The 17,233-nt window shown below is 64.9% G+C and carries 13 protein-coding genes; 6 read left to right on the top strand and 7 right to left on the bottom strand.

The window, feature by feature from the left end; translation table 11 throughout:
• Window positions 1-37 precede the first annotated feature (37 nt).
• From DOM41_RS03555 to DOM41_RS03545, 3 genes are read right to left on the bottom strand one after another with little or no spacing between them, the layout of a single operon-like run.
• On the bottom strand, window positions 38-880 hold the full coding sequence (locus DOM41_RS03555; protein WP_110685475.1) for a carbohydrate ABC transporter permease: 843 nt from the start codon (window positions 878-880) through the stop codon (window positions 38-40).
• On the bottom strand, window positions 877-1,887 hold the full coding sequence (locus DOM41_RS03550; protein WP_342588141.1) for a carbohydrate ABC transporter permease: 1,011 nt from the start codon (window positions 1,885-1,887) through the stop codon (window positions 877-879). The genes DOM41_RS03555 and DOM41_RS03550 overlap by 4 nt, the downstream gene beginning before the upstream one ends.
• A 20-nt stretch (window positions 1,888-1,907) precedes the next feature.
• Entirely contained in the window at window positions 1,908-3,179 is a 1,272-nt protein-coding gene (locus DOM41_RS03545; protein WP_110685474.1) for an ABC transporter substrate-binding protein, read from the bottom strand.
• Between the two features lie 262 nt (window positions 3,180-3,441).
• On the opposite strand from DOM41_RS03545, the gene DOM41_RS03540 reads away from it, so the two are divergent.
• The gene (locus tag DOM41_RS03540; RefSeq protein ID WP_110685473.1) at window positions 3,442-5,001 is read left to right on the top strand and encodes a carbohydrate porin; all 1,560 of its coding nucleotides are present in this window, start codon (window positions 3,442-3,444) and stop codon (window positions 4,999-5,001) included.
• 129 nt (window positions 5,002-5,130) lie between these two features.
• Here the strand turns inward: DOM41_RS03540 and DOM41_RS03535 are convergent, their stop codons facing one another.
• The 4 genes from DOM41_RS03535 to DOM41_RS03520 all read right to left on the bottom strand — a co-directional run bounded on the left by DOM41_RS03535 (window position 5,131) and on the right by DOM41_RS03520 (window position 10,628).
• The gene (locus DOM41_RS03535) at window positions 5,131-6,060 is read right to left on the bottom strand and encodes a LysO family transporter (protein WP_110685547.1); all 930 of its coding nucleotides are present in this window, start codon (window positions 6,058-6,060) and stop codon (window positions 5,131-5,133) included.
• A 113-nt stretch (window positions 6,061-6,173) separates the two neighbouring features.
• Window positions 6,174-6,893, bottom strand: coding sequence for a hypothetical protein (locus tag DOM41_RS03530; protein ID WP_110685472.1), 720 nt, complete (start codon window positions 6,891-6,893; stop codon window positions 6,174-6,176).
• Window positions 6,894-7,150: 257 nt separating this feature from the next.
• The gene (locus DOM41_RS03525) at window positions 7,151-9,583 is read right to left on the bottom strand and encodes a membrane-bound PQQ-dependent dehydrogenase, glucose/quinate/shikimate family (protein WP_110685471.1); all 2,433 of its coding nucleotides are present in this window, start codon (window positions 9,581-9,583) and stop codon (window positions 7,151-7,153) included.
• A 103-nt stretch (window positions 9,584-9,686) separates the two neighbouring features.
• The gene (locus tag DOM41_RS03520; protein ID WP_110685470.1) at window positions 9,687-10,628 is read right to left on the bottom strand and encodes a 2-hydroxyacid dehydrogenase; all 942 of its coding nucleotides are present in this window, start codon (window positions 10,626-10,628) and stop codon (window positions 9,687-9,689) included.
• Between the two features lie 318 nt (window positions 10,629-10,946).
• Between DOM41_RS03520 and doeA the strand changes: the two genes are divergently transcribed.
• The 5 genes from doeA to DOM41_RS03495 all read left to right on the top strand — a co-directional run bounded on the left by doeA (window position 10,947) and on the right by DOM41_RS03495 (window position 17,173).
• Window positions 10,947-12,146, top strand: a complete 1,200-nt coding sequence (gene doeA / locus DOM41_RS03515) for an ectoine hydrolase DoeA (protein ID WP_110685469.1) — start codon at window positions 10,947-10,949, stop codon at window positions 12,144-12,146.
• Window positions 12,147-12,233: 87 nt separating this feature from the next.
• A complete protein-coding gene (gene doeB / locus DOM41_RS03510) occupies window positions 12,234-13,316 on the top strand; it encodes a N(2)-acetyl-L-2,4-diaminobutanoate deacetylase DoeB (protein WP_188112353.1) in 1,083 nt (360 codons plus the stop codon).
• Window positions 13,313-13,783, top strand: a complete 471-nt coding sequence (locus tag DOM41_RS03505; protein ID WP_110685467.1) for an Lrp/AsnC family transcriptional regulator — start codon at window positions 13,313-13,315, stop codon at window positions 13,781-13,783. Before doeB ends, DOM41_RS03505 begins: the two co-directional genes overlap by 4 nt.
• Window positions 13,784-14,185: 402 nt before the next feature.
• On the top strand, window positions 14,186-15,649 hold the full coding sequence (locus DOM41_RS03500) for an NAD-dependent succinate-semialdehyde dehydrogenase (protein WP_110685466.1): 1,464 nt from the start codon (window positions 14,186-14,188) through the stop codon (window positions 15,647-15,649).
• A 111-nt stretch (window positions 15,650-15,760) separates the two neighbouring features.
• Entirely contained in the window at window positions 15,761-17,173 is a 1,413-nt protein-coding gene (locus DOM41_RS03495; protein ID WP_110685465.1) for an aminotransferase, read from the top strand.
• Window positions 17,174-17,233: the final 60 nt, after the last annotated feature.

Genomic DNA, 17,233 nt, shown 5'->3' with positions numbered 1-17,233 from the left:
TGACAGGCCACGCATTGGCGCGGCCGAGGGGTCGATATCAGCCCTTGACGGCACCGGCGGTGAGGCCGGAGACGATGCGGCGCTGGAAGATCACCACCAGTATCACCAGTGGCACGGTCACGATCACCGAGGCGGCCATGATGGGGCCCCAGGGCAGTTCGTACTGGCTGCCGCCGGAGATCAGGGCGATGGCCACCGGTACCGTGCGTTCGCTGTCGGTGAGGGTGAAGGTCAGGGCAAACAGAAATTCGTTCCACGCCGCGATGAAAGCGAGCAACCCGGTCGTGGCCATCGCCGGCCACAGCAGTGGCATGAAAACCTTGGTCAGCGTCACCCAGGGCGAGGCACCGTCGACGATCGCGGCCTCTTCCAGCTCATCGGGGAGCTGGCGCATGAAGGTGGTCAGAATCCAGACCGTGAACGGCAGCGTGAAAATGGTGTAGCTCAGGATCAGGCCGCCTGGCGAGTTGTAGAGATCGAGCGTGCGAATCACCTCGAATAGCCCCGACAGCACCGCGACCTGGGGAAACATCGACACGCCCAGAACCAGTATCATCACCGTGGTGCGCCCGCGAAAACGCACCCGTCCCAGCGCCCAGGCGGCGGTCAGGCCCAGCAGCAGCGCAATCGCCACGACGCTGATGGCAACGACCACCGAATTGCGGATGGCGGCCAGAAAGGCCGGCTGCGAGAGCACCGCGGCGTAGTTGGAGAGATCGACGCTGTCGACCCAGTAGCTCACCTCGAACAGCTCGCTGGACGGTTTCAGCGAGGTCACGACCGCGTAGTAGAAGGGGAAGATGGCATACAGCATCAGCACGCCGACCAGTAGCCAGAAACCGATCTTCAGTAGGATTGCCTGCAGCCTGCGTAGCGTCATGATTCGCCCCCCAGCTGGCGTCGTCCCAGATAGAGATAGATCACCGTGACCAGCGCAATGATCATGAACAGCAGCGTCGAGGCCGCGCTGCCATAGCCGACGTCCTGAAATTCGACCAGCTGCTGGCGGGCGTAGATCGACATGGTCATGGTCGAGGAGGCGTTGGAGGTCAGCACGTAGATGACGTCGAAGACGCGCAGCGCATCGAGTGCCCTGAAGATCACTGCCACCAGCAGCGCGGGTGTGATCAGCGGCAGGGTCACGCGGAAAAAGACCTTGACCGGGGAGATGCCGTCGACCTTCGCCGCCTCGTAGCAGTCGCCCGGTAGCATCTGCAACGCCGCCAGTACCAGAAGCGCCACGAACGGTGTCGCCTTCCAGACATCGACCATGATCACGGCCCACATGGAGAGGCTGGCGTCCGCGGTCCATGAGAGCGGGGCCGCGATCAGACCGAGCCCCATCAGCAGATGATTGATGATGCCGAACTGATCATTGAGCATCCATGCCCAGATCTTTGCCGACACGACGGTGGGAATCGCCCAGGGAATCAGCATCGCCGCGCGCACCAGCGTGCGACCGCGAAAGTGGGCGTTGAGCACCAGCGCGACGATCACCCCCAGCACGGCTTCGAGGGAGACCGAGACCAGCGCGAAGTAGAGCGTGTTCCAGACCGACTGCCACCACAGCGGATCGGCCATGATGCCGTACCAGCCCTCATCGAAAACCAGATAGTTCTCGAGTCCGATGAACTGCGCCCCTTCGAGGCTGGAGAGGCTGGCATCGGTGAGGCTGAACCAGAAGGTCCGCATCAGCGGCCAGCCGGCGACCGCTGCCAGCACGATCAGCATGGGGGTGAGGAAGAGCCACGCCGCTCGGACTCGCCGACGTCGCACTCGGGTGCCGCGCTCTCGACGCGGCGGGGCGTCGAGCCGCACCGAGCCATCGCCGCTCGCCGCATGACGGCCGTTATCGGGTGGAGCGCCTTGCTGTTCTCGTGCGGTCATGGTCTACCCCTCCGGGCGGATTACCAGCGGCGGCGCTTGATACGTTCCAGCTCGCTCTGAAGACTCTCGAGACCCTGGTCGGCGGCCGCATTGCCGGAAAGCACCTCATGCACGGTGTTGAAGAAGGCGTTCGAGACGCGGGGGTAGTTGTCACCGGTGACCGCAGACGGACGCGGCACGGCCGAGGTGAAGGTCTCGTAGAGCGTGCCGAAGAACGGGACGGCGGCCAGGACCTCGTCATCCTGATAGAGCGCCGGCATCGTCGGGTTGTAGGCACCCTCGATGGCGCGGCGCTTCTGCTCGTCGGCGGAGGTCAGAAAGGCGACAAGATCGGCGGCCATCTCGGGGTCTTCGCTGTAGCGCGATACCGCCAGATTCCAGCCGCCCAGCACGCCGGCACTCTGGCCGTCCTCACCACCGGTGGGGAGCGGCGCGACCTCGACCCGATCGCGAATGCTGCTCTGCTCGGACTGCACGAGATCCCAGGCATAGGGCCAGTTGCGCATGAACAGCGCGTTGCCGGACTGGAACACCCCGCGCGCTTCTTCCTCGGTGTAGTTGAGCACGCCTCGCGGCGAGATCGCCTCGATCCAGCCGGCGGCCAGCGACAGTGCCTCGACCGCCTGCGGGTTGTTGACGGTAATCTCGCCGTCGTCATCGACGATGGTCCCGCCCTCGGGGTAGCTGGCGATCCACTCCAGCGCGTTGACGGTCAGCCCTTCGTAGGCGCGCCCCTGAAATACGTAGCCCCAGAAGTCGCTGTGGCCTGCTTCACGCTCACCGGCCTGCACCGTCTGTGCGACCTCGGTCAGCCCGGCCCAGGTGGTGGGCAGCTCGAGGCCGTATTTATCCAGTAGATCCTTGCGGTAGTAGAGAACCCCGGCATCGGTAAACCAGGGCATCGCCACCAGTTGGCCGTCGATGGTGTTGTTGTCGACGATGGCGTCGAAAAAGCCGTCCGTGGCGCCGTCGGGCAGGTGTTGCCTCAGGTCGACCAGATGCGGCGCCAGCATGCCCGGCCAGACGACGTCGATCTGGAACACATCGATATCGCCGGAGCGCGAGTTGAGGATCTGCTGGTAGAGCGACAGCCGTTCGGTGGCAGAGTTGGGCGTGGAGACTACCTCGACGCTGTGTCCCGTCTCGGCTTCCCAGCGAGCGACCCCGTCCTGGCAAAGCTGAAGCTCGGCGCCGACGGCCCCGCAGGAGATGGTGAGGTCGGCCGCAGCGGCCGGCGAGAGACCACCGACGGCCATCAGCAGGCAGCCCGCGGGAATCAGTCCGTGTTTCATGACAACGCCTCCAGGAGAACCAATGGCAGCTACTTGGCTTAATCGTTCAAGTCCACCTCGAAAGGTACTTTTCGCGGCACGATGGCGACATTGGACGATGGATTCATAACCCTTTGTCACAGAGACCAATGTCGGAGTGAAACCTGAACCACGGCTATGTAAGTTCCATTTCGATCCCGCCTGAGCGGCGGGTACAACAAGACTGCCGGGACTTCGAGCAGCCGGCCGGATCGAATGAACAATACAAACAAGGGACACCGCCATGCCTTCGCCATCCCGTTTCTCGCGTCGCCCACTGGCCGTTGCCGTTGCGCTGGCAATGGTATTGCCGACGGGGGCTATCGCCGCCGACCAATCCATTGAGGACCGGCTGGCCGAGCTGGAGGCCCGTATCGCCGCCTCCGAACGTCGGGCCAGTCAGGCAGAACAGCGTGCCGCGCAGGCCGAGGCGGCGCTGCAGAATCAGCAGATGGGGCAGCCGGGCAGCTCGCTGCAGGTTGCGGGGGATGAGATGACGGCGCCCGGCATCCCGTCCGAGGTCCGCGAGGAGGATGGGGAGGCCGACGGCCTGTCGATGAGCGTCTACGCCCGCTCCGGGCTGCTGCTTGGCACCGATCGCAAAAGCGCACCGGGTGGCCCTTACCTGACCCCCGGCGGACGTTCGGGCGGCGCAGTGGGCCGGCTGGGTAACGAGCCGGACACTTATGTCGAAACGATCTTCGACTACAACCAGCGCTACGAGAACGGAACCCGGGCGCTCTATCGCGTCATGATCGCCGACAGCACCACCACCAGTAACGACTGGACCGCCGAGGAGTCGCAGCTCAATCTGCGTCAGGCCTTCGTCGAGTTCAGCGATCTGTCGAGCTTCACCGGCCCGTTCCGGGACGCCTCGATCTGGGCCGGTAAGCGTTTCGACCGCGACAACTTCGATATTCACTGGCTCGATAGCGACGTCATTTTTCTTGCCGGTACCGGTGCCGGTATCTATGACGTCAGCGTCACCGACAGCTGGGACACCAGCTTCTCCCTGTATGGCCGAAGCTTCAGCGACTACCCCGTGGTCACCGATGAGCAGCCGGATCTGGAGGGCAGCACCGATAACCTGATTCTGACCTCCAACAACCGCTTCGGGCCCTGGCAGGTAATGGTCAGCGGGATGTCGGCCAACGACAACGACGAGCGGGACAATGATCCGGCCAACAACCTGGCAGGCGATAACGTCGCCGATAGCGGCTTCCACACCATGGTGGCCTACCACGGCGACAGTTTCTTCGGATTGGGAGAAGGGAGCTACAAGGCAGCGCTGCTCTACGGCCAGGGGCTGGGGGGTGAAGTCAAATCATTGGGCTCGGATGGCAATCTGAACGAGGACGCCACCACGACTCGCGTGGCCCTGTATGGCACGACCTATCTCGCGCCGAGCTGGCGTATCGCGCCGGCCCTGCTGGCGCAGACCAGCAGCGACCGTTATGCCAACGGTGACAGCTACGACTGGGCCACGCTGAACGCGCGGCTGGCCAACGAGCTGACCGACAACTTCGAGATGCAGTACGAAGCGAGCTATCAGTGGATGGATCTCGATCCCAACGGCTATGCCGGGCTCAACAACGTGGAAGGTGGTTACACTCGACTCACCGTGGCACCTACCTTCAAACCGCAGGTGGGTGGTTTCTGGGAGCGCCCGGAGATTCGGTTCTTCGCCACCTGGAGCGACTGGGACGACGAACTCAATCGCTTCTCGGATGAGGACGCGCTGGGCAGCGACGGCTTTACCGGCAGCGAGTGGACCTTCGGCACCCAAATGGAGGTGTGGTTCTAACCGGCACGCCACGGGGACCGGGCCGGTGGGGTGTCCTGAAGCCTCAGGCCCCGACCGTTGTCCGCCACCCGCCTGATGCAACACCCCGCCGATTGGCGGGGTGTTGTTGTTTGGGCGCCAGAGACCGTGTCAGGAGAGCGATAGCAGAAAGAGGGTCAGTGGCGGTGAGAGCAGCGACAGCAGAAAGCCGCTGACGATGGCGACCGGCACACAGGCGATGCCACCATACTGCTGAATCACAGGCAGGGTGAAATCCATCGAGGTCGCGCCGCTGTAGCCTACTGCGAGCGGCACCGCGCGGCGGATGAAAAGCGGTACCAGCAGAAACGCCACCAGCTCCCGCGCCAGGTCGTTGAAAAACGCGGCGCCGCCCAGCACGGGTCCAAGCTGATCGCCGATCAGAATGCCTGACAGCGAGTACCAGCCAAAGCCGGCGGCCATTGCCATGCCCTGATTCCAGGGCAGCGACAGCAGCGGCGCGGCGATCAGACCGGCAACCATCGAACTCAAGACAACCCCGACCGCGATCGCCAGCCCCAGTCGGTTGAGCAGGATCTGGCGTAGCCCGAGTCCGGAGTTACGCAGTTGACAGCCGATCAGCGCGAGCAGAGCGTAGAGCGCCCAGGTGGCCAGCGTTTCCGCCGCAGCGGCCGGGTGCCAGCCGGCGAGCTGGATGGCGGCGCCGATCAGCACCCCGAGTAGCACCACGCCGGCGAGCATCAGCGAGCCCTTCATCGCCTGCCACTTGCTGCCGGTAGCCGGGGCGTCGTGCCCCTCGATGCGCTCGACCCGCGCCAACCGAAAGCGGCCCAGCCAGGCGAGCACGGCCAGATTGAGCGGCGAAATGATCGCAAAGAGCGTCAGCGCCGTCGTGCCGATGCGCGAGAGCTGGCCGAGGAGGTCGTTCATGGCGCCGAGCCCGAGTCCCATCAGGAACAGAATGACGTAGACCGACGCGTTGACGCCGCTGTCGATACCGCGCTTGATGCGCTCGTCGCGTAGCGGAATCAGATAGCCCACGACCAGCGGCAGCAGTATCCACAAAAGCCCCAGCAGCATCACGCCCTCTCTCGGCAGTTCACACGACGAAAAAAACGGACGCTGCATGACGCGGTGTCCGTTGAAGATCAAGACTTTAGAAGATTCAGATGCGCCAGGGAAGAGGGCAGCGCTCAGTCATCGGCGGGGGCGGATTCGCTCAGCCGTTGCTCAGGCGCTGATTCGTCGCTCAGGCTGACCGCGTCCAGCGTGAGCTGGCTGGTCTGTTCCCCGTCGCGCACGTAGTGGCTACCCAGCAGCAGACCGGGGTGCTCGCGGTGGAAGGTGAGAAACAGATGACGGTCGCGTTTCTCCGGGTCCCAGGTGTCCACCGTCACCCCCGGGAAGTGCCCCGCGGGTGCGGTCACCTCCGATTGGTCGGTGACGCGGTAGTCGAGCGTCTTCCTGCGCCCCTTGTGGTCCTGATAGACCAGCTCGCAGGGAGAGACCTGCGGATGGGTGCAGCGGGCCTTTGGGGCTTGGCGCGACAGCATGAAGAGCGCCGCCTGACGGTCCGGCTGCTCGGTGAGTTGCTCGCGGTCGAGATGATAATCGTCGCCGATGCCGAAGAGTGCGTAGCGGCTGCGGTAGTCCCGGGCGTCGACGCTGTCGCCCTCGAGGGTGAAGCGACTGCGCTCTTCGCCGCTCGCCACCTTGAGACTCGCGGTCATGGCGCTCTCCCACATCGCCCCTTGCCGCGAAAGCGTATGGGTAATCCCTATCGTCGGCCAACCGTCGATATCCAGCGAATAGTGCGCCGTGAAAGGCTGCGGGGCGGCCATGGTGAAGGGGCTGCACAGGGCGAGCGCCAGACTGATCAGCAGGAAGACGAACCGAGAAGTGACACAGGACATGCAGCTTGGCTCCAGGTAGACGTAACGAACGCTGCCTCTTGGGATGCCTGTCAGCGCGATACGTTCCGTCAGCGCGGGGGGCGACGGAGAGTTAGGGGGCGACAGAAAGAAGAGAGCCTTTGGATCGGTGCCCTCATGCCTCATGCCCTACGCCTCAGGGCTCGCGCAGTCGCCGATGGCGAACCAGGGATGACACTGGCCGACACGAAAAAGGGGCCCGAAGGCCCCTTGTTGTCGTTAAGGATCGACTGTCGCGTTCAGTTCGTGTCCGGCAGTGCGTAGGCGATGACGTAGTCGCCGCGATCCGGCGACTGTCGCGCACCGCCCGCCGAGATAATGACGTACTGCTTGCCGGTCTCCGGCGAGATATAGGAGATCGGCGTCCCCTGACTGCCCACCGGTAAACGCGCCTTCCAGATCTCTTCACCCGTTGCAGAATCGAACGCACGCAACCAGTTGTCCTGCGTGGCGGCGAAGAAGGTCAGCCCACCCTGCGTGGTCATCGAACCACCAATGGTCGGCATGCCGATGGGGATCGGCAGCTGCATTTTAGTACCAAACAGCTCCGTGTCTTGAACCGTACCCAACGGCACTTCCCAGTTAACGCTGCGCGTCTGCATGTCGATGGAGGTCAACGTGCCAAACGGCGGCTCCTGGCAGGGAATGCCCAGCGGCGACAGGAAACGATCCTTGATGACCGAGTAGGGCGTGCCCTTGAGCGGGACCGCGCCCATGCCGGCGTTCACCGACTCGTCGCCGTCCGACGCCTCGGCGCCCTCGTCCTGCGGCTCCATGTGGACGTACAGGCCGAGGCGCATGTCATTGACATAGAGCGTGTCGGCGGTGGGGTCATAGGAGACGCCGCCCCAGTTCATGCCGCCCAGCGAGCCGGGGAAGGAGAGCGAGTAGTCGGTATCCGGTGCGGTGTAGAGGCCCTCGTAGCGATAGCCCTTGAAGATGTAGCGGCACATCAGCTGGTCGAAGGGCGTTGCGCCCCACATGTCGGCTTCGGTCAGCGTCTGCGCACCGATCTGCGGCATGCCCACGGAGAGCGGCTGCTTGAGCGCATAGTTCTCGTTAGGGATGCTGGCCGGCTTGACGTCCTTCTCGACGACCTCGGTCAGCGGCTCACCGGTGAGACGGTCGAGCACAAAGATTTGCCCGGCCTTGGTACCGAAGGTCAGCGCGGGCGTCGTGCTGCCATCCTCTTCGGGGAAGTCGATCAGCGTCGGCTGCATCGGCACGTCGAAATCCCACAGATCGTGGTGCACGGTCTGATAGCGCCACTTCTCGTCACCCGTGGTCGCATCGAGCGCCAGCATCGTCGCGCCATAGGCTTCATCTTCCGGCGAGCGGTCCACGCCCCACAGGTCGATGGCAGCGCTGCCGACCGGCATGAACACTGTGTTCGACCAGGCATCAAAGGTCATCGGTGCCCAAACGTTGGGGGTCGAGCGAGCATAGATCTCGTTATCGCTCGGCGCCTCGCGCTGCTCCGGGTTACCCGGATCGAAGGCCCACTTCATCTCGCCGGTGATCACGTCAAAGCCGCGCATCACGCCGCCGGGCATGTCGAGGGCGACGTTATCGGCAACGCGGCCGCCGACGACAACGGTGGTACCGGCCACCAGCGGCGGAGAGGTCATCGAATACAGCGGCGATTCGGCATTGCCCAGATGTTGCTTGAGATCGATGGTGCCCTCGTCACCGAAATCCGCGCAGAGCTCGCCGGTGTCGGCATTCAGGGCGACCAGCTGGGCGTCGATGGTGTTCATGAAGACGCGTCGCGGGCAGGCCGTGTCGGTCGAGGTATCGACTGGCGTCACCGGGGTGGAATCCGGCGCCTGCGGCTGCGTGAGCGGCTGATCGGCGTCGAAATAGGCCAGGCCACGGCAGCGAACCCAGGTCTTGGTGTCGGTCGGGAACTCGTGGCGCCACTGTTCGTCGCCAGTGGTGGCGTCGACGGAGATCACGGTGTTGGAGGCCGTGCAGAGATAAACGGAATTGCCCACCTGCAGCGGTGTGTTCTGATCTTCCAGACTGCTGCCGTCAGTGTTGATCGGCGTTTCGCCGGTGCGGAAGGTCCAGGCGACCTCCAGCTCGTCGACGTTGTCGCGATTGATCTGGTCGAGGGCCGCGAAGCGATTCTGATCGCCGCCGCTGCCGTAGTGATCCCAGTTCTGCTGACGTGTCGCGTCGGTGACCGGTGTCTTGCCGGTGTCGGCGACCGCGTTGTGAATGCCATGCGGCTGGAACATGCCCCAGGTCATGCCGACGATGGCGAGCAGCGCGATACCCGCGGCGCCCAGGCTCAAGCCCTTGCGACTCTGATAGCCCGCGCGCTTGAGCAGCAGTGGCTGAATCAGCAGCAGGACGAACAGAATGCAGAGGAAAGCGAAAAGACGCGCGTGAAGCGCCCAGAAGTCGAGTCCGGCTTCCCAGAATGCCCAGATGACCGTGGCGAGGAAAGCGACCAGATAGATAGCCAGCGCCATGACGCCACCGCGGACGATTTCGACGCCGGTGGCCAGCAGGGCGAGGCCCATGAGCAAGTAGTACCAGCTACCGCCACGACCGATCAGCATGCCCCCGCCAATGACGAGGCCCAGGCCGAGCAGCGCGATGACCGCGCCGATCAGTATCAGCACCAGTCGGACCGGTGCCGAGACACCCGTTTTCTCTCTTTTCATCGTTGTTTCCCTTGCATCGTTGTTTCCCTTGACTGTTAGCGGGCGAATTGTAATCGAATGCGCGCTTTTCGAGGTAGGGCGATCGTTGGATCGATCAACCGCCTCAATATCCCGCGTCGGGATCGATGGTCTTGACCGGCTCGCCGCGAGCCATGGCGGCAAGCGCATCGGCGACCTGATCTGCCGCGGCGCCAAGCGGTGTCGGGCCCGCCATGTGCGGAGTGACGAGAATGCGCGGGTGCGTCCAGAGCGGGCTGTCGGCGGCGAGCGGCTCGGTCGGGAAAGCATCCAGCAGAGCGCCGCGCAGACGGCCTTCGTCCTCGCCTTCGCGCTCTCCGTCACCCAAGGCCTCGAGCAGCGCGGCCTCGTCGATCAGCGTGCCGCGGCCGGGATTGATCAGGCTGGCCCCGGGCGCAAGCTTGGCAAGCGTGTCGCGATTGACGATCTGCCGCGTCGCCGGGGTGTCCGGCAACAGCGTGACCAGCGTTCGAACCTGGCCGAGCAGGGCGTCGAGCCCGTCGTCGCCGTCATGGCAGGTGATGGTCTCGAGCTGCTTGGGTGAGCGGCTCCAGCCGTGGACCGGGAAGCCATCCGCCGCCAGCGCCTCGGCGACGCGGGTGCCGATGGCGCCGAGCCCGAGCACGCCAACGCCCCAGTCGTCCTTGTCGACGACGTCGAACTCACGCCACTCGCAGGCTGCCTGCTGACGGCGGTAGCGGTCGAAGTCGCGCTGGAAGTGAAAGACGCCGTAGCGCACATAGTCCGCGATCAGTTCGCCCATGCCAGCATCGCGCAGCTTGACGATGGGTGTCTCGCGGGGCAGCGCGGGGTTCTGGAGCAGCGCATCGACGCCGGCACCGAGGTTGACGATGCCCTTGAGCCGCGTCTGCTCTTCGAAGAGCGAGGCGGGCGGCTTCCACGCGACGAGAAAATCGGCCTGTGGGTTGCCGCTCTCGCCGGCGATCTCGACGCTGGCCTCCGGCAGTCGCGCGCGCAGCACGTCGCGCCACGCTTCGCCGTCTCGGTGATAGATCAAAACGCGCATGTCAGCTCCAGTGGTAGGGATTTAACGAGGTGAAGATCACCCGTGTCGTTATTTCAGCCTAACCGATCCGCGTGTTCGGCGTCGTCGCTGAGGCGGTCGAAACCCCGCGCGGGTACCGGCGTGAGAGGCAATAAAGCTTTTGACGGCGCCACGCGAGGCGATGCTACTATCGTTGGCGATGCAACGGTCGACAATCGCCACGGCGCACCGCGCCAGCGGCGATTTCACACCTCGGCCGGCAAGTGGCAGGACAGGTTTGGCTCGATCCCCTCGACGGCCTGCGTCCTTACAATTCGGTTTCGTTAGTCGAGTCGCCTCATGTTCCAGGTTTCCCTGCCTTTTACCCGTGAAGAGTACGCCAGCCGCCTGCACAAGGTTCGCGTATCGATGGCCAGTCGCGGGCTCGACGTCCTCATCGTCAGCGACCCCTCCAACATGGCCTGGCTGACCGGCTACGACGGCTGGTCGTTCTATGTCCATCAGTGCGTGCTGGTGGGACTCGAGGGGGAGCCGGTCTGGTACGGTCGACGTCAGGATGCCAACGGCGCCTGGCGAACCTGCTGGATGGACGAGCAACGGGTGCGCTATTACCCGGACTACTACGTCCAGAATCCCGAGATGCACCCGATGGAGTATCTGGCTCAGTCGGTGCTGCCGGAGTACGGCTGGCACAACGGCTGCGTCGGGCTCGAGATGGACAACTACTATTTCTCGGCCAAGGCGTACGTCAGCCTGGTCAAGCAGCTGCCGCATGCGCATCTCGAGGATGCCACCGCGTTGGTCAACTGGTGCCGCGCGATCAAGTCGCCCCAGGAGATCGCCTATATGCGCACGGCGGCGCGCATCGTCGAAGGCATGCACAGCCGCATCATCGAGATGATCGAGCCCGGACTCGCCAAGAGTAAGCTGGTCTCCGAGATCTACCGCGTGGGCACCGAGGGGTGGACCGACCCCAACGGTGTCGTCTACGGCGGGGACTATCCGGCCATCGTGCCGCTGTTGCCCACTGGCAGCGACGCGGCCGCCCCGCACCTGACCTGGGACGACACCCCGTTTCGCAAGGGCGAGGGGACGTTCTTCGAGATTGCCGGCTGCTACAAGCGCTATCACGCGCCGCTGTCGCGCACCGTCTTTCTGGGGACGCCGCCGAGGGAGTTTCTGCGCGGCGAATCGGCGCTGCTCGAAGGGATCGAGAACGGTCTGGCCGTCGCCAAGCCCGGCAATCGCTGCGCCGATATCGCCCTGGCGCTGGGCGCGGCGATGGACAAGTACGGCTTCGACCGTGGGGGCGCCCGCTGCGGCTACCCCATCGGCATCAGCTATCCGCCGGACTGGGGCGAGCGCACCATGAGCCTGCGTCCTTCCGACGAGACGATTCTCGAGCCCGGCATGACGTTCCACTTCATGCCCGGCATGTGGATGGACGACTGGGGACTCGAGATCACCGAGAGCATTCTGATTACCGAAAACGGCGCCGAACCGCTCTGCGAGTTCCCCCGCCAGCTCTTCGTGAAGTGAGATCGCACCGCGCTTCGCCACACCGTCAATGTCGCGCGTCGGGTCGGGCGGCCCGATGATCGCCCTTAAGAATCCAGGAGAGTGACCATGTCCACGCGCCCCAGCCCTATCAGCGCCACCGTCGACTTCGATGCCGAGGGTGTCCAGCACGGCTTTCTGAAACTCCCCATTTCCGTGGACGAGTCCGCCTGGGGAGCGGTGATGATCCCCATCACCGTGGTCGCCAATGGCGAGGGGCCGACGGCGCTGCTGACCGGTGGGAATCACGGCGACGAGTACGAGGGCATCACCGCGTTGCTGAAGCTCGCAAGCTCGCTGAAGGCGGAAGACGTGCGAGGCCGCGTGATCATCGTGCCGATGATGAACGTCCCGGCGGCGGAAGCGGGCAAGCGCACCTCGCCGCTGGACGGCGGCAACCTCAACCGCAGCTTTCCCGGCGACCCCAACGGCGGCGTGACCAGCCAGATCGCCGACTACTTCAGCCGCGTGCTGGTACCGATGTGCGACGTGGCGCTGGATCTGCACTCCGGCGGACGCACCCTGGACATCGTCCCGTTCGCCGCCGCGCACCGGCTCGACGATCTGGCGCAGGAAGACGCGAGCCTCGCCGGCGCCATCGCCTTCGGTGCGCCCTACGCGATGATGATGTTCGAGCTCGACGCCACGCGACTCTACGACACCGCCGTCGAGTCCCAGGGCAAGATCTTCGTCACCACCGAACTCGGCGGTGGCGGCACCTCGACGCCGCAGAGCCTCGCCGTTACCGAGCGGGGCGTTCACCGCTTTCTGGTCCACTACGGACTGCTGGCCGGCAAACCCAGCGAGAGCGACGAGGCGGCGCCCGCCGAACCGATGACCTATCTCGATATGCCGGACGCGAGCTGTTACGTGCAGAGCGAGCACGCCGGGCTGCTGGAGCTGACCGTGGCGCTGGGCGACACGGTGGCGCACGGCGACGTCATCGCCAGGGTCTATGACATGACCCGCACCGGCGCCGAGCCGGTCGTTTATCACGCTGAGCGGGACGGGGTGCTGATCGCCCGGCGCTTTCCGGCCAAGGTTGGCATGGGCGACACCATCGCGGTGATCGCCGAGGTGGTCGAGTCGCTGGCCAGAGCCTCGAGTCACGGCGGCGAGACGGACGCTCCCCTGTCGCCACGCGCCGAATGAAGCTCGACCGCTACGATCTCAAGATCCTCCAGATCCTGAGTCACGACGGCCGGATCACCAAGTCGCGGCTGGCGGAGGCGATCAATCTCTCTGTCAGCCCCTGCTGGGAGCGGGTCAAACGTCTCGAGAAGGCCGGGGTGATCGAGGGCTACAGCGTGCGGCTCAACCCGGACGCCATCGTCAAACGCACGCCGGTGTGGGTGCAGGTCGAACTCAAGCAGCACAGCGCCGAAAGCCTCGCCCGCTTCGAGCGACTGGCGCTCGACACCGAGGCGGTGGCGGAGTGCTATGCCATCGGCGGCGGCATGGACTATCTCGTGCGCGTCGACGCCGAGAGCATCGACGCCTATCAGCGCCTCATCGACGCCTGGCTGGTCTCGGACCTGGGGATCGAGCGCTACTTCACCTACATCGTCACCAAGACCGTGAAGCGGGAAGGGCCACCGGCGCTATCGCTCGACGAGTAGGGAAGGGGGGCGAGCAAGACCACAACGACCCGGCCATGTGGCCGGGTCGTTGCGTTGTAGGGGGACGTTGTCGGGGAAAAGTCTCAGTAAGAAAGTTGTCGAGGCAACAGTAGGGTCGCCGCCGCCGAAGTGCCCGACGAGCGTCTGCCGCACGCCATCGAGGCCTTCCGTTGTGTGCTCTCGGGGGGTTGAGCGTGACGCCACGCGCCTGAGTGCCCCGTCACCGCCAAAAAAACCGGAGGTCGCACGGCCGCTTTCCAAAAAAAACGCCAGGTCGGACAGCGCAGGACGAAAAAACAACCGACGCCGTCAGGCGTAGGCTGGGGGCATCGGCGGGTTATGCCCGCTCCGACCCTTTTCGTATCGACCGGCACTTTCGCCGGTCGCGACGCTGGAGATGACATGAAGCTCGACGATCCGCGGCTATTCCGCCAGTACGCCTACATCGACGGCAAATGGACCCACGGCTCCCAGGGCCGGGAAGAGGCCGTCGTCGACCCCGCCACCGGCGAGACGCTGGGCCACTGCGCGCTGCTTGAAGCCGAGCAGATCACCGCCTCGGTCACCGCCGCCGAGCACGCCTTCGCCGGCTGGCGTGCCCTCAACGTCAACCAGCGGGCCGAAAAGCTCAACGCCTGGTATCGCCTGCTGCATCAGCACAAGGAGGACCTTGCCTACCTGATGACCCGTGAGCAGGGCAAACCGCTCGACGACGCCCGCGGCGAGATCGACTACGGCGCGAGCTTCATCCAGTGGTTCGCCGAGGAGGGCAAGCGCGCCTACGGCATGACCATTCCCAGCCACATTCCCGATGCCGCGCTGGGGACGATCAAGGAACCGGTGGGCGTGGCGGCAATGTTCACGCCGTGGAACTTCCCGCTGGCGATGATCACCCGCAAGGCGGGGGCGGCGCTGGCCGCCGGCTGCCCGGTGATCGTCAAGCCCGCTAACGAGACGCCCTATTCGGCGCTGGCGCTGGCGGAACTCGCCGAGCGCGCCGGTATCCCCGCCGGCGTGTTCAACGTCGTCACCGGCGATGCGGCGACCGTGTCGGAGGTGCTCTGCAGCGACGACCGGGTGCGCAATATCTCTTTCACCGGCTCGACCCGGGTCGGCAAGCTGCTGATGCGCCAGAGCTCGTCCAACGTCAAGCGGATGTCGCTGGAGCTCGGCGGTAACGCGCCTTTCATCGTCTGCGACGACATGGACCCGGACGCGGCGGCGAAAGAGGCCGTGGCGGCGAAGTTCCAGACCGCCGGGCAGGATTGTCTCGCCGCCAACCGCATCCTGGTCCAGCGGGGCATCTACGACGCCTTCGTCGAACGCTTCGTCGTCCACATGGATGCGCTCAGCGTGGGTAACGGCTTGGAGAACAGCGACATCGGCCCGCTGATCCACAAGCGCGCCGTGGATGCCGCCGCCGCCATCGTCGAGGACGGTGTCGCCAGAGGCGCCCGCCAGCTCGGCAGCCAGCGGCGGGCTCCGGGGGAAAATTTCTTCGTGCCCACGCTGCTTGCCGACATCACCCCGGAGATGCGCGTCTTCCGCGAGGAGACCTTCTCGCCGGTGGCGGGGATCGGTGTCTTCGACACGGACGAAGAGGCACTCCGACTGGCCAACGATACCGAATACGGTCTCGCCGCCTACGTCTACACCACCGATGTGCGTCGCATCTGGAAACTGATGCGCGGGCTCGAATACGGCATGGTGAGCGTCAACAGCGTCAAGATGACCGGCGCACCGATTCCCTTCGGCGGCGTGAAGCAGTCCGGGCTTGGCCGTGAGGGCGGTGCGCAGGGCCTGGAGGAGTATCTCGACACCAAGTACTACTGCCTGGGCAATTTGCCCTCCGTCAGTTCCTCCTGAGCCAAGGCGGCACGCCGGGTGCCGTTTCCTCAACTCATTTTTCATCGACCGGGCGGCGATGCCGCCGCTCGGCCACCGGCATTCAGCCGGCGTCATCCCTGAGGTAGCCCCATGTCAGACACGCGAGTTTCCACTGCCGACCTGATCGACAGCAGTCGCCGCCACACCTTTCACGCTTCCACCCACCTGCGCGATTTCGCCCAGGGCGATGCGCCGGGACGTATCATCACCGGCGGTAAAGGCATCTCCATCGTCGACCGCGACGGCCGCGAGATGATCGACGCCTTCGCCGGGCTCTACTGCGTCAACATCGGCTACGGGCGCACCGAGATTGCCGATGCGATCTACGCGCAGGCCAAGGAGCTGGCTTACTACCATACCTATGTCGGCCACTCCAACGAGCCGCTGATCGCCCTCTCCGAGCGCATCGCCAAGCTCGCGGGCAATGGTCTCAACCGCGTCTACTACGGGCTCTCCGGCAGCGACGCCAACGAGACGCAGATCAAGCTGGTGCGCTACTACCACAACGTCACCGGTCGTCCGCAGAAGAAAAAGATCATCTCGCGCCATCGCGGCTATCACGGGTCCAGCATCGCCGCCGGCTCGCTTACCGGGCTGCCCGCGTTCCACCAGCACTTCGACCTGCCCATCGACGGCGTGCTGCATACCGAGGCGCCGTATTATTACCGCCGGCCCCGGGGCGAGATGAGTGAGCGCGAGTTCTCTGCCCACTGCGCCGCCGAGCTCGAGGCGATGATCCAGCGCGAAGGCCCGGAGACCGTCGGTGCCTTCATCGGCGAACCGGTGCTGGGGACCGGTGGCATCATTCCGCCCCCGGAAGGTTACTGGGAGGCGATCCAGACGGTACTCGAGCGCTACGACATCCTGCTGATCAGTGATGAGGTCGTCAGCGGCTTCGGGCGCCTGGGCAGTGATTTCGGCTTCCAGCACTACGGCATCAAGCCGGACCTGGTGACCATCGCCAAGGGGCTGACCAGCGCCTATCAGCCGCTCTCCGGGGTGATCGTCGGCGAACGGGTGTGGCAAGCGCTGGAAGACGGCACCGGCGAGTTCGGCCCCATCGGCCACGGTTGGACCTACTCCGGCCACCCGCTGGGCGCCGCCGCCGCAATGGCGAACCTCGACATCATCGAGCGCGAGAATCTGGTGGGCAACGCCGCCGAGACCGGCGCCTATTTCAACGCCGCCATGCAGCGGACCTTCGGCGAGCATCCGCTGGTCGGCGATGTCCGCGGCGAAGGGCTGATGGCGGCGCTGGAGTTCGCGCCGCAGAAAGGCGCCCACGTACCTTTCGACCCGGCGCTCAAGGTCGGCCCCCGAATCGCCGCCGCCGCACTGGAGGAGAATCTGATCGCCCGCGCCATGCCCAACGGCGACATCCTTGGCTTTGCGCCGCCGCTGGTCATCGACCGCGACGAAGTGGACGAGGTGATCGGCCGCGCCAAACGCGCCATCGACCGGGTGACCGACGAGTTGACGCGCAGCGGCGATCTCAAGGGCTGATCAACGGCGATCCCAAGGGCTGATCAAGCGTGTGTTGCCCTACGATCCCGCTACGCGCAT

Origin of the sequence: Salinicola aestuarinus (assembly GCF_003206645.1) — a bacterium.
GTDB classification, from domain to species: Bacteria; Pseudomonadota; Gammaproteobacteria; order Pseudomonadales; family Halomonadaceae; genus Salinicola; species Salinicola aestuarinus.
This window is presented reverse-complemented; position numbering and strand designations above follow the sequence as displayed.

Coding starts and splice junctions, on each gene's coding strand:
- DOM41_RS03530 (WP_110685472.1), bottom strand. CDS start 6,893: ATGTCCTGTGTCACTTCTCGGTTCGTCTTCCTGCTGATCAGTCTGGCG.
- DOM41_RS03505 (WP_110685467.1), top strand. CDS start 13,313: ATGAAGCTCGACCGCTACGATCTCAAGATCCTCCAGATCCTGAGTCAC.
- doeA (WP_110685469.1), top strand. CDS start 10,947: ATGTTCCAGGTTTCCCTGCCTTTTACCCGTGAAGAGTACGCCAGCCGC.
- DOM41_RS03555 (WP_110685475.1), bottom strand. CDS start 880: ATGACGCTACGCAGGCTGCAGGCAATCCTACTGAAGATCGGTTTCTGG.
- doeB (WP_188112353.1), top strand. CDS start 12,234: ATGTCCACGCGCCCCAGCCCTATCAGCGCCACCGTCGACTTCGATGCC.
- DOM41_RS03550 (WP_342588141.1), bottom strand. CDS start 1,887: ATGACCGCACGAGAACAGCAAGGCGCTCCACCCGATAACGGCCGTCAT.
- DOM41_RS03535 (WP_110685547.1), bottom strand. CDS start 6,060: ATGCTGCTGGGGCTTTTGTGGATACTGCTGCCGCTGGTCGTGGGCTAT.
- DOM41_RS03545 (WP_110685474.1), bottom strand. CDS start 3,179: ATGAAACACGGACTGATTCCCGCGGGCTGCCTGCTGATGGCCGTCGGT.
- DOM41_RS03495 (WP_110685465.1), top strand. CDS start 15,761: ATGTCAGACACGCGAGTTTCCACTGCCGACCTGATCGACAGCAGTCGC.
- DOM41_RS03540 (WP_110685473.1), top strand. CDS start 3,442: ATGCCTTCGCCATCCCGTTTCTCGCGTCGCCCACTGGCCGTTGCCGTT.
- DOM41_RS03525 (WP_110685471.1), bottom strand. CDS start 9,583: ATGAAAAGAGAGAAAACGGGTGTCTCGGCACCGGTCCGACTGGTGCTG.
- DOM41_RS03500 (WP_110685466.1), top strand. CDS start 14,186: ATGAAGCTCGACGATCCGCGGCTATTCCGCCAGTACGCCTACATCGAC.
- DOM41_RS03520 (WP_110685470.1), bottom strand. CDS start 10,628: ATGCGCGTTTTGATCTATCACCGAGACGGCGAAGCGTGGCGCGACGTG.